General features: G+C 41.6%; 9 protein-coding genes. 1 reads left to right on the top strand and 8 read right to left on the bottom strand.

The features are described from left to right. Positions 1-23 precede the first annotated feature (23 nt). Positions 24-1,625, bottom strand: a complete 1,602-nt coding sequence (locus JMX63_RS09765) for a transcription antitermination factor NusB (protein ID WP_201572194.1) — start codon at positions 1,623-1,625, stop codon at positions 24-26. 65 nt (positions 1,626-1,690) lie between these two features. After that, positions 1,691-2,761 (bottom strand): methionyl-tRNA formyltransferase, encoded by a 1,071-nt coding sequence (gene fmt, locus JMX63_RS09760; protein ID WP_201572192.1) that lies wholly within the window; start codon positions 2,759-2,761, stop codon positions 1,691-1,693. A 327-nt stretch (positions 2,762-3,088) separates the two neighbouring features. Between fmt and JMX63_RS09755 the strand changes: the two genes are divergently transcribed. Then, positions 3,089-5,842, top strand: a complete 2,754-nt coding sequence (locus JMX63_RS09755) for a response regulator (RefSeq protein WP_201572190.1) — start codon at positions 3,089-3,091, stop codon at positions 5,840-5,842. A gap of 105 nt (positions 5,843-5,947) precedes the next feature. Here the strand turns inward: JMX63_RS09755 and JMX63_RS09750 are convergent, their stop codons facing one another. From JMX63_RS09750 to yidD, 6 genes are all read right to left on the bottom strand, one after another. After that, positions 5,948-6,622: a riboflavin synthase gene (locus JMX63_RS09750; protein WP_134292691.1), complete on the bottom strand. Its 675-nt coding sequence runs from the start codon at positions 6,620-6,622 to the stop codon at positions 5,948-5,950. Positions 6,623-7,053: 431 nt separating this feature from the next. Continuing rightward, on the bottom strand, positions 7,054-8,109 hold the full coding sequence (gene ribD, locus JMX63_RS09745) for a bifunctional diaminohydroxyphosphoribosylaminopyrimidine deaminase/5-amino-6-(5-phosphoribosylamino)uracil reductase RibD (RefSeq protein WP_201572188.1): 1,056 nt from the start codon (positions 8,107-8,109) through the stop codon (positions 7,054-7,056). A 126-nt stretch (positions 8,110-8,235) separates the two neighbouring features. Beyond that, positions 8,236-8,694: a transcriptional regulator NrdR gene (nrdR, locus tag JMX63_RS09740; protein WP_057762240.1), complete on the bottom strand. Its 459-nt coding sequence runs from the start codon at positions 8,692-8,694 to the stop codon at positions 8,236-8,238. A gap of 86 nt (positions 8,695-8,780) precedes the next feature. Then, positions 8,781-10,169, bottom strand: a complete 1,389-nt coding sequence (mnmE, locus tag JMX63_RS09735; RefSeq protein WP_227673310.1) for a tRNA uridine-5-carboxymethylaminomethyl(34) synthesis GTPase MnmE — start codon at positions 10,167-10,169, stop codon at positions 8,781-8,783. Between the two features lie 280 nt (positions 10,170-10,449). Then, positions 10,450-12,132, bottom strand: coding sequence for a membrane protein insertase YidC (yidC, locus tag JMX63_RS09730; RefSeq protein ID WP_134292694.1), 1,683 nt, complete (start codon positions 12,130-12,132; stop codon positions 10,450-10,452). 215 nt (positions 12,133-12,347) lie between these two features. Then, positions 12,348-12,680: membrane protein insertion efficiency factor YidD (yidD, locus tag JMX63_RS09725; protein WP_201572184.1), on the bottom strand; the 333-nt coding region annotated here is incomplete at its 5' end.

The following is a 12,680-nucleotide window of genomic DNA, read 5'->3' as shown; positions in this document are numbered from 1 at the left end:
GTTATTCAATATTTAAAAACGGTTTATTCAGCAGTTTTTTGTAGCAATGCATAATAAAAACCATCGCCACTCGCGCTATCAATTGGTAAGCACTGACGACCGATTGCTTGTTCGATACCCCAACTGCAATCGTCAGTAAACTCAATCACTACTGCATCATTATGATGAGTGATAAAGTCCTGCATTTGCTCGACGTTCTCTTGCTTTAAGATAGAACATGTCACGTACAGCAGATAACCACCAGCTTTGAGTTGTGGCCATAGATTATGCAAGATGTCTGCTTGTAGCAGCGCTGTTTGCTCGATGTCTTCTTCGGTACGCAAGATACTGATATCTGGATGACGGCGAATCACGCCAGTCGCAGTACAAGGAGAGTCCAATAATATCGCATCAAATACGGGTTCATTTGTCGCCGCTTTTTTATTTTTTCCATGCTGCCATCTGGTCGCATCTGCACAGACAATATTCAATGCGATGCTGTTATCCGCTTGCTGCAAATCATGCTGACTTAAATTTAGGCGCTGTAAATTCTCACGAATACGCTCGATACGTGGTGCTTCATTATCAATAGCTGTTACTTTGATGTTGTTATTTTCAGGCGACGTTTCAGATGACATCCCATTGTTATCTTGTTTCACGTGAAACAACGATGACTGGTCGTTAGCACTTATAAGCTCTAACCAATGAGCCAATTTACCACCAGGTGCCGCGCAAGCATCTAGAATATGTAGCTCATTGTTATTACTTTCATCATTGTCGCTGTTAGTATTCGCACTTTCAGCAATGAGCTTAGCCATCAATGCTTGATTAATAATCGGTGCAGCTAACTGAGCATGCATATCTTGAACGCTAGCTGTTCCTAAAGCAAAATCAGGCAAAGCGTTAACGGCAGTGCTTTGATGTAGTCTAAGACCTTTGGTTGATAGCGTGGTGGAAGTGGCAGACCCTGATGAGTTTGCTACCTTAAAACCAGTCGTTAGCTCAACGATATCTGCATCAATTTCTGCGCCATCCAATGCATGCTGATATTCCTCTACCGAAGTAACCGCCGAATTCACTCGTAAAAACATCGGTGCTGGTTGGCGTAAGCCTTGTGTCAGCTCATCATACTGCTCGCTCCAATCTTGCTTAAGCTGGTAAGCAAGCCAATTTGGTAGACTATGTTTTTTATCGCACTTCTTACGGAATTTGCTTGGATTCTTAGCGACCTTACGCAAAATAGCATTCACCAAACCAGTCGAGTGAGCGAACTCAATCTCTTTTGCAGCCTCAACGGTTTCGTGAATGGCAGCATGGTCAGCCACTTCTAAGTAAAGCAACTGTACTAAGCCGACTTGAATGGTGGTACGCACCTCAATCTCGTCGATAGGGTTGTCTGCTAAGCTATCAAGCAAACGTGCCAACGCATGCCACTGGCGCAATGTCGTGAGCAGTAATGCATGGGCAAAGCCTTTATCACCATCGTGCAGACTGTTTAGCAATGGATCAAGGACGCTTGAGAGCGACTGACCGTTTTGGATAGCCAGTAAGGTACGAATCACACGCACGCGTACGCTGCCATTCATAATAAGATTGCTTGATGGTTTGAGCTTATTGTTTCTAGGCGCAGTACTGTTTTGTCTCATTAAATTTCATTTCCTTGACTTATGATCGATAGCGTCTTGTGCAAGTAGGTTAAATATAAGTAACGTTATTTTGTTTCTGACGTAAATTGATCGCCGTCATTTAATTGGTTGCCATGGCAAACTTGTTCAGCAGTCATCGGCTTACCACCCGCAAACTGTAAATGAGTAATGGCTAAAGTAGTGGCCGACGACTCGGTATCATTATCCTTACCACAAGCGACTAAGATCGCTTTTCGTCCGACACTGATAACCGTTCCAGCAGGTTTATTCGTTTGCTGCGATGTATTTACAGGTAAGCTAGCCAACACTTTGACGCGCTGCCCTGCTAGGAAAGTATAAGCACCCGGCCATGGTGTCAGCCCACGAATTTGGCGTTCAATAGCGGCAGCAGGCTGCGACCAATCAACTTCGCCTTCGGTTTTGACCAGCTTTTCAGCGTAGTTGGCTTGACTATCATTTTGAGCAATAGCTTGAGCTTGATAAGCAGCTAAATCTTTTAACACCGTACTAATGGCTGTCGCACCAAGTGCAGCCATCTTATCATGTAGGCTAGCAGCGGTATCATCAGAGGCAATACTTTCGCTAACTTTATAAAGCATGTCACCTGTATCAAGACCTTTGTCCATCTGCATAATGGTAATTCCTGTCTCATCGTCTCCGGCCAAGAGTGCACGATGGATAGGTGCAGCACCGCGCCAGCGTGGTAACAGTGAAGCGTGAATATTCAAGCAACCATGAGTAGGCGTCTCTAATACACCGATAGGTAGGATCAACCCGTAAGCGGCGACAATCATCACATCTGGTTGATAGGTGCGCAGAGTTTGCCTAGCAGCTAGCCCTTCTGCACTAGACTTTTTAAAAGTGACTGGCTGCTCTACAGCGATATCATGTGTCAATGCAACTTCTTTTACCGCAGAGGCTGACAGCTTTTGACCACGACCTGCTTTACGATCAGGCTGGGTGTAAACAGCAACTATCTCTATATTCAGCGCTTCTTGCTGCTTAATTAACGACTCAAGGCTAATAGCAGCAAATTCAGGTGTACCCGCAAATACTACCCTTAATCGGTTAGTAGTTGGGTTATCATGGTCAGTAAGCGAGTTAGATGTATCAAAGGTAGGAGCAGTTGTAGTCATAATCATGCATTATATAAGGTTTATTTGTTCATTATAGGTGAGTTTACGGCGCAGTGCCATGATTGTAATGACCTCAGTTCATGATAACCAATGACATTATTTGCCTTTATAATATCAAGGACATCGAACGTTCTATTTATATTTTTTACAAAACAATTTGGCGTTAATAACCACTCTCTGTAAACAGTAAGCCGTTATTCTGCTATAAATAGAAGGTAACACTAAAAACTTTAGGCAATTCAACTGCCGTATAATTCCCCTACTATATGTAGAAACCTAATTTTAATTTCACTATATTTTTTCGTGTCGAGATAGGGCCACGCTTTCATGCAACAGTTTCAGTCCTTACAGCGCTTATTGATTTTTTATGCCTTGTCTCTCACGGTTATGTTACTGCTGTACTATGTCACACTGTTTGATGGGATGAAAAAACATAGTGAGCAACACAGCATAGATACTTTTTATGCCCTACAGCACAGTATTATTGAGCATGCAGCGCCTGTAGATAGTGAAATAAAAAGAATCTTAGAGCAACCTACTTTTGAGCACCTTAGTTATCAGCTGATTTTAATGACACCTTCTGGGCAGACCTATATTCATCATAATACCCGTCCCAATGAATCTGCTTTTTCTACCGTTGCTTTCCCTACCATCGGTACATCAGCTTCTAGCAGCAGCGACCATAGCTCCTATACAGTTAATAGCAATGAACTAACAGGAATCATTACTCTAAAAAGCGGACATCAGATTTATATCGTATTACGCCATGAACCTTTTGTTGTCGACTGGATATCTTACCGTTATTGGCTCCCCTTGATGGTCGCCATCGTACTGTTCTTCATGGCATTGCTCTATATGCTTAATCGTCGAACTAACTGGGAACAATTACTGGTTTATACGGATAATTTGAGTAGCCGCGCAAAAGAATCTTATACACCGCCGCCGTTTTTACAAAAGAAATCTACTACCGAGTTCATGCTGTTAGGTCATGCGCTAAGTCGCGTCAGCTACCAACTACATAATGACTATCGGCGTATAAAAACATTGACTCATCGGTTAGAACGTCTGGTTGATCAGGCGCCCTTACCGATGTTGATGAGTATACGACATGGTCAAATTAGTTTCTATAATCAGCGTTTTGAGCAAGTATTTACTCCTCCTACACAGAGAGAGCAAAGCTATGAACTGACTGATTTCGTTGAAGGGAAAGATGAGGCCACTCAAATACTCTTAAAAACTATTTCAAATTTACGCGTTACTCGCACACTGATAGTTTATGGCTTGGAAAATAAACAAGCCTACCAACTACACGTAACACCATGGTTCGGTGAACATGGGCAAGTTCACGGTTTCACTGTGATTTTTAATAATGTTGATGAGATTTTCCATCAGTCTGAACAACTACAGCTGCACAACCAACAACTGCAATTACAAATTGATGAATCAAACGAAGCCCAAGCATTTATAGGTCGTAAGTTAAGGATACCACTAGAGAAGATAATTGATTCGTTGGAACCCATCGACCCTTCAACATTGACGGCTCAGGGTAAAAAGACTCTAAATACATTGATTACAACCAGTCAAAGCATGTTGACTGTACTCAATAAGACTCTAGCAACAGAGGAAGTTGAAGTCAGAAAAACACGTTTGAGTATAGAAACGGTTGATATTTATAAGGTAAGCAAAGAGGTTAGCAATTTAGTCACAAAAGAAATAAGACAACAAGGGTTAGAATTGATCTATTTCTTTGCGCCGGACTGTCCTCGTTACATCGAAACTGATTACATTCGACTGCACCATATCCTATTAAACCTATTGAAAAACGCTATTAGTTTTACAACATCAGGCTATGTCGCGCTCACTGTTGATCGTGTACCTGAAGATAAAGTAACGCGAATAAGTAATCAGCCTTTAACTCCTAACAATGACACGACAATGCCTGCGCAGACATCTTATTGGATTCGGTTTAGCGTAAAAGACACTGGAGCAACTATTACTCCTGAGAGAAAAAATCAATTAGTCAATATCTTGAATCAAAGCAATCATAACTTAGTTGAAGACAGTAATATTGGCTTGAGTGATGCCAATAGCTTTGCTCAGTTACTCGGCGGTTTTATCGAACTAAATAATACGGTGGATAAAGAAACGATATTTAGCCTCTACCTTCCTTATCCTCATGCCACTTATCAATCGGTATATCATCGTTGTTCGCAGCTGCCCCATATTCACCTTATCGCTGTCATCAATCAGCCTCTAGTTGCTGAACATTTACAACGTTTGTGCGAGTACTTAACGATATCCGTGACTATCTACAGCACTTTAGATAGAGCCACTGTACAGCAGCTAAAAAATAAATTAAAACAAGATGAGCAAACCATCATTCCTGTCTTGTTATTAGATTATGAATACAGCGAATCCATCACCTTATCAGCTCATGCGAGCAACAAGTATAGCGAGCAACAAGAAGTGTTAAACGACCTAGTCGCTACGCCTTCACTACCAAAGATATTACTTAGCATGAAACTTGAAAGGCATATACCCTCTATTTTACTAGGCCAATATGATGGATTTTTGACCAAACCCTTGGACGCAAGTTTATTACTTTCTGAACTGCTACGCTTAACCTTGTTTGCAAGGAAAACATTAAACATACTGGTCAAACATCAATATGACAGCAGTCTATCTTTTGTAGAAGATACACCTAAGAAAGAAATCTTGTCTCCACTGATTTTGGTCGTAGAAGACAGTCCTACTAACCAAAAGATAGCCTGCAAGATGTTAAGTAAGCTTGGTTATCGTAGTATTGTTGCAGAAGATGGACAGCAAGCACTCGAGAAACTCAAAAGCCAACGTGAAGAAATTTCTTTGATTTTGATGGACTGCCGAATGCCCATTATGGATGGCTTACAAGCCACACAAGTGATTCGCTCGCAAGGTGATAAAATACCAATTGTGGCGCTAACTGCGAATAATACAGAAGAAGATCGCGAGGCTTGTATACAAGTAGGTATGGACGAGTTTTTATCCAAACCCATTAGTAAGAAAGACTTAGAATCCGTTTTGCAGAGTTTTATACAATAAATCTATAGTGCAGATAAAAAATACCCTATCGATATCACTTAATCAAAGTAATATCGATAGGGTCAAAAACTTGGTACGAGGATAATATTTCAGTAAGCTTAATTGTTATTTCATAAACCCATTATCGGCCAAAAATGTTTCTGTGATTTGGCTTTGCGGGCTTGACGCGTTCATACCGCCAGATTGAAATTTATTTAATAGACGCTCTAGATAACGGGCAACGATATCTACTTCAATATTAACTTTATTACCTACTAACCAATGCTTAGCGATATTTGTCACTTGAGCAGTATGCGGAATGATATTTAGAGAAACAATATTGTCACGCACTAAATTGGTCGTCAGACTAATACCATCTACTGTAATAGAGCCTTTGGTCGCTGTATAATGCGCTAGCTCTTGCGGTATCTCAATCTCAATATAGATAGAACGAGCATCTTGTTGTAATTTACTAACGACCCCTACGCCATCTACATGACCAGCGACAATATGACCACCAAAACGAGTCGTCGGTAGCATGGCCTTTTCTAGATTGACGGTATGTCCTGCTTTTAACCCTTCTAATGCTGTTCTAGCAATCGTTTCACGTGAGACATCAACAGAGTAGTAGTTACTTCCGAGCTCTACCACGGTTAAACAAATACCATTTGATGCAATAGAATCGCCTAGCTTCACGTCACTGAAATCCAAGTCATCAGACTCTACTGTCAAACGTATGTCACCGCCTGTCGCCTGCATCGATTTAACTTTTCCAACGCTTTCTATAATTCCAGTAAACATATTACCCTCATCTCATTACTGTATGGCCTTCATAGGCGAATATTTTAGTTTATCAAATCAGCTATCAATTCTTTATCACAACTTATTCAAATAACTGACAGTGAAACATCGTTAGACTTGACCTTTAATAGGATAGATTGTGGATAAGTAGAGATAAATCAATAGAGATATAGCTAGAAGTCGCTATAAAAACATAGTTATCCACAACAAATGTAAATTTCTCATGGTACGTACTCATCTAGAAAATAAATCATAAGCTATTGATTTAAAGTAACATTTATTAAAATACTTAAGATAGACACCTCTCATCTGTTTCATGTGAAACAAAGTTATGCACAGTTCCATGTGAAACACGTAAGTTAATAATTGATTTATCCATATTCTAAGCTTTTTTTTATAATTTGTGGACAACCTACTTATACGAAGAATATTTATAAAGGTAATAAGGTTAATTTGAGGTCTGAGCCAAGCTGTTGATGACTTTCTATGTCAAACCGTAACTGCTGAGCAAGGGACATAGGATTAAAATCAACCATGGGACGTGCTTGCTCACCAAGTAAACAAGGTGCTTGATATACGATTAGCTCATCTACCAAATGTTGACTCAAAAAACTACCTGCAACGCTAGCACCTGCCTCCACTAACACGTCATAGCACTGGTGCTCACTAACCAGTTTCGCCAACAACGTCGACAAATCGTCTTCATGCCAATAGATAGTATCTGGATGCCGGCACAGCTGATAATCAGACTGTAAGCTGTGCTTTAAACGCTGACGCCTATCAAGTATGACTATTTTGGGATTAGGTATTTTTTCAGGTGGCACTCCCAACTGTTCTGAGCGCACGTTGAGCTGTGGGTTATCAGTTATTACGGTTTCACTACCTGTGATAATCGCGCCACTTTGTGCTCGTAATTTTTGTACATCTTCGCGAGCAACTGTCGAGGTAATCCACTTTGATTCACCAGATGCCATCGCTGTACGGCCGTCTAGACTGGTCGCTATTTTCAATCGTACATAGGGCATTTTAGTACGCATGGCTTTTAGAAAACCACGGTTTAGTGCCTCTGCCTGCTCTGTCAGGACACCGACCGTTACCTCAATACCAGCTTGTTCTAATAGTTTCACACCGCGACCTGCGACCTGCGGATTTGGATCTAGACCTGCAATCACAACGCGCTTCACCTTAGCGGCAACCAGCGCCAACGCACATGGCGGTGTACGTCCCGTATGACTACATGGCTCTAATGTAACGTAAGCAGTTGCCCCTGCTGCCTGTGTACCAGCATCTTTCAGCGCAAACACTTCTGCATGTGGCTCACCAGCTTTAGGGTGAAACCCTTGACCAACAATCTGCTCTGCCTGAACAATAACGCAGCCTACTGCAGGATTGGGTCGAGTAGTATATAAACCGCGCTTCGCTTGTTCGATAGCAAGCATCATAAAGTAGCGGGCTTGTGCATCTTGAGCATGGCTTTGAGTAGACATAAGGCTAGGCTTAATAAATGATTGAGGGTTCTATATAAGAACATAAGGTTTGAAAGCTGATTGGTAATTCTGATTAGTAATTGGGAAACACTTATCAACTAGGGATTACTTAAAAGCTTACTTCGCTTACTTCTCATTTGGACGAATATTGGCAATTTCTTGATGGAATGCATCGATATCTTGAAAGTCTCGATACACGCTAGCAAAGCGTACATAGGCGACATCATCTAAAGTTTTTAGTTCACTCATGATGATTTCACCCAAGACCTTACTACTGATTTCTCGCTCACCCATCTGCCTAACACGCTTTTCAATACGACTAATCATCGCCTCTTGTTCATCGATAGTGATAGGACGCTTTTGTAAAGGTAGTAAAATAGAACGGCGCAGCTTTTCATTGTCGTAAGGTTCAATCTTGTTGCTCGATTTGATAATCCTTGGCATGACAACTTCTACCATCTCAAAAGTCGTAAAACGTTCTTGGCAGCTGTTACACGAACGGCGTCGACGCACTTGTGCCCCTTCCGCAGCAAGACGTGAGTCAATAACCTTGGTCTCTGACGCATTACAGTACGGACAGTGCATAACATTTCCTTATTTTACGATTGAGAATAAGAGTAGTGTTTTCAAGATAGCTAATTTATCAAATAATAAAGAACACCGTTTATCCGTTATTTACCAATACAAAAGCTACCAAATATTTTACCCAATAAGTCATCGGCACTGAACTCACCTGTTATTTCACCCAAGCTCTGCTGTGCCTGACGTAAGCTATCAGCAACCAACTCACCTGCTTCAAATACGGTTAATTGTTCATGAGCTTCTGCCAAGAAATTAGCAGTTCGTCTAAGCGCGTCGAGATGTCTGGTACGAGCAATTAAGCTATTCTCTGGTGGATGAAAGCCTACTTTCTCACATAGCGCTTCAACCAAATTATCGATACCAATGCCTGTTTCACATGAAACATTAACTTGCTGATAGCCTCTATTTTTGATTTCAGCTTGGGTCATAGCAGCACTTTTTTCTTTATCATTATCGCTTAATAAGTCGCTTTTATTAGCAATGATTAGTAAGCGTTTAGCTTCTGGCAATTCACCAAATAACTGTTCAGCAAGCTGTAACGGTGTGCTTTCTTCTTCAACATCACTAGTCACATCATAGACCATCAGTAGCATATCAGCCTGCGTGATGGCAGTACGGGCACGCTCGATTCCGATACGTTCCACAGTGTCTTCTGTCTCACGTAGGCCTGCTGTGTCAGTCAGGTGTAGCGTCAAACCATTGAGCACAACGGTCTCTTGCAGCGTATCACGTGTAGTACCGGCGACATCAGTCACGATAGCACGCTCTTGCCCTGCAAGGCGGTTGAGCAAGCTAGATTTACCTGCGTTTGGCCTACCTGCTAGCACGACATGGATACCATCGCGCAAAAGCTGACCTTGCTTTGCCGTTGCTAAAACTTGCTGTATCTTATCTTGCGTCTGCTCAAGCTTACTTTGTATGACGCCATCAGACAAAAAATCAACGTCTTCTTCGTCGGGGAAATCAATCGCTGCTTCAACATGTAAACGAAGATGAATGAGTTGTTCTAATAACTGGTTAATCTTTTGTGAAAACTCACCGCTCAGAGAGCGAATCGCACTACTGGCCGCAGCAGCACTGGTGGCATCAATTGCATCAGCGATCGCTTCGGCCTGCACTAAGTCCAATTTATCACTATCAAAGGCACGGTAAGAGAACTCTCCTGCACTTGCTTGCTTGGCACCTAGCTCAAAAACTCGCGCGAGCAACTGGTTTTGTAAAATAACACCACCATGCCCTTGCAGCTCAATCACATCTTCACCTGTGAATGAATGCGGACCTTTGAAAAACAAGACCAATCCCTCATCAATGACAGTGCCATCAGCTTGATAAAAACGACAAAAGCTGGCCATCCGCGGCGTAAAAGTAGACTTACCTGTTAGAGCGCATGCCATGTCGTAAGCTCGACTACCTGATAGACGTATGACACCCACACCCCCTCGCCCGAGTGGCGTTGCAATCGCAGCAATTGTGGCCAATCCAGATGTATTAGACTTTTCAGAAGAATTAGGTACGGCTAATGCTGTCTCTAAGGAATCCACAATGACTCTCAATGTTTAAAAGCTCCATTATAGACGTCTGGACTCATACTGACAAAGCAAACTTTGAAAGGTAGCCGCATCAGACATATTTTCGTGTCAATGTTTGTAAGCTGTGGATGATGTTGATAAGCTGTGGATAACATTTACCACTTATCCACCACCTATAAAAAAACCACCGCTTGCGCGATGGTTTTTGGTATTTCTGAAAAAGATCTAGTTAATCGACCACTTTTACCGTACGACGCTTCTGCTCTTCATCAACTTTTTTATTGACGATATATTGCTGAGTCATACTAAACAGGTTGTTGACTGTCCAATATAGAACCAAACCTGCTGGGAAGAATAGCATGAACGCAGTAAAGATAATCGGCAAGAACTTCATTACTTTTGCCTGCATAGGATCTGCTGGCTGCGGGTTCAACTGCTGCTGCACAAACATCGACGCACCCATTAGCAACGGCAAGATAAACCATGGATCCATCGCTGATAGATCTTGAATCCACAAAATCCATGGTGCATGACGCAGCTCAACACTCTCTACTAATACCCAATATAAGGCTAAGAAAATAGGCATCTGCATCAAGATTGGTAGACAACCTGCCATCGGATTGACTTTTTCTTCTTTATATATCGCCATCATTTCTTGCGACATTTTCATCCGATCATCGCCATGCTCTTCTTTGAGCACTTTGAGTCTCGGGGCAATGGCACGCATTTTTGCCATCGAGTAATAGCTCTTATTAGAGAACCACATCAAGGCAATTTTTACTAAGATAGTCAGTAAAATAATTGACCAACCCCAGTTACCAACAACCTTATGCACACCTTCCAAGATAGCAAACAAGACCTTTGATATTGGCCATAGCAGACCATAATCAACTGTTTTGTTAAGGCCTACCGCAACGTCTTTTAGCTCAGACTGAACTTTTGGACCTGCATATAGTGTTGCATTTAAAGTAACTTGTTTGTTTGGTGCTACGTTCACCGGTTGGCTATTAAAGCCGATAAAGTAATCACTACCTGTTTCACGTGTAAAGAACTTACCAGTGAAGTTTTTAGGCGTCCAAGCAGATACAAAGTAATGTTGTACGATACCAACCCAGCCTTTATCGCTAGTCGTCGTCAACTCACCATCACTAAAGTCGCCAAATTTTAGCTTATTATAAGGATCATCTGGTGTACCCCAAGCACCGCCTAGATAAGTCGCCATGCTCAGCGCGCCTTTATCAGACATACCAGGGTCTTTACTATCATCACGCTTTAATTGCGCAAACATCTGACCTTGCCAAGCATTGGTAGACGCGTTTTGGATCTGATAACTAATATCGATTGGATATTTATTTTCAGTGAAAGTGAAAGTCTTGGTGATCGTCACGCCGTCTTTTTTGTAAGTAAGCGGCACTGACAACGTTTGCTGTCCATCTTCCATCACATAATTGTTAGCAGTATGGCTATAAGTCGCTCTACCTTCTGCTGTATCAATACCGTTCTGACCAATAAGTCCAGATTGAGCCACATACACACGGTTACTATTGTTTTCTAACAATACGAAAGGCTTATCGCTATCGAGCGTTGCGTCATACTGCTTGAGCGCAGCATAAACAATATCACCACCTTCTGGATTGATTTTTATATCATAGCGATCAGTTGTTACCGTGATTAGACCAGCGTTTTTCGCAGGAGTCGCTGTCACAGCACTATTATCCACAGGTAATGTCTGTACCGGGATATCACCTGCTGCACCAGTAGTAGAAGGAATGTCAGCACCTACCGAACTTGTAGTTTCTGGCACCGCATCTACAGCTGGAGCATCGGCATAATCATCTCGCCATGCCAAAATCAGCAGATAAGCGGTAATTAGCATCGCAATGATGATCATCACCCGAAATATCTTTTGCATAAACCTTTCCTAGATTAAAAAATTAGGGAATGAAAAATTAGGGCATGTGTCATGACTGACCTACACAGCTGTCCTGTAACATTGCAACTGTATCAGTAGTCATTTACATAAAATGTGCATCATTTTACTAAAAATCTGTCTCAAATGATACCAAGAGTGTGGATAACTTGTGGGTAACTCAACAGAGTGTCTATCTGAGACTAAAGAAGTCGACTTTATGTTGATTTCATCAAATAATTAAGCTGTGAGACATAGCTAGTAATGTCTCGATAGACACCCAAACCCTGATTATCAGTATTTGGTACATTAGTAAAATACATATATTGATAACTATAGGAAGCTAAGGGTAAAGGTACAAAGTCTATACCATGCCCACCTAAAGGATGACACCTGCTAAGACGTTTTAACAACAACCAACCACCCTTACGAGCGCCATACCATGTTAAAGCTTGTTTGCCATAATTTGAGCATGTCGGATAATAGCGACAACGAGCAGGTATTATAGGACTAACTATTTTTTGATAGAAAATAATTAAATTGAATAACAT

Source organism: Psychrobacter nivimaris (genome assembly GCF_904846365.1).
In the GTDB taxonomy this organism is placed as follows: Bacteria; Pseudomonadota; Gammaproteobacteria; order Pseudomonadales; family Moraxellaceae; genus Psychrobacter; species Psychrobacter nivimaris_B.
Note: the sequence above shows the minus strand (reverse complement) of the source record. Positions and strands in the feature narration are given on the sequence as shown.

Bases quoted from the DNA above. Each gene is read 5' to 3' on its own strand.
- JMX63_RS09765 (WP_201572194.1), bottom strand. From the start codon at position 1,625: ATGAGACAAAACAGTACTGCGCCTAGAAACAATAAGCTCAAACCATCA.
- fmt (WP_201572192.1), bottom strand. From the start codon at position 2,761: ATGACTACAACTGCTCCTACCTTTGATACATCTAACTCGCTTACTGAC.
- JMX63_RS09755 (WP_201572190.1), top strand. From the start codon at position 3,089: ATGCAACAGTTTCAGTCCTTACAGCGCTTATTGATTTTTTATGCCTTG.
- JMX63_RS09750 (WP_134292691.1), bottom strand. From the start codon at position 6,622: ATGTTTACTGGAATTATAGAAAGCGTTGGAAAAGTTAAATCGATGCAG.
- ribD (WP_201572188.1), bottom strand. From the start codon at position 8,109: ATGTCTACTCAAAGCCATGCTCAAGATGCACAAGCCCGCTACTTTATG.
- nrdR (WP_057762240.1), bottom strand. From the start codon at position 8,694: ATGCACTGTCCGTACTGTAATGCGTCAGAGACCAAGGTTATTGACTCA.
- yidC (WP_134292694.1), bottom strand. From the start codon at position 12,132: ATGCAAAAGATATTTCGGGTGATGATCATCATTGCGATGCTAATTACC.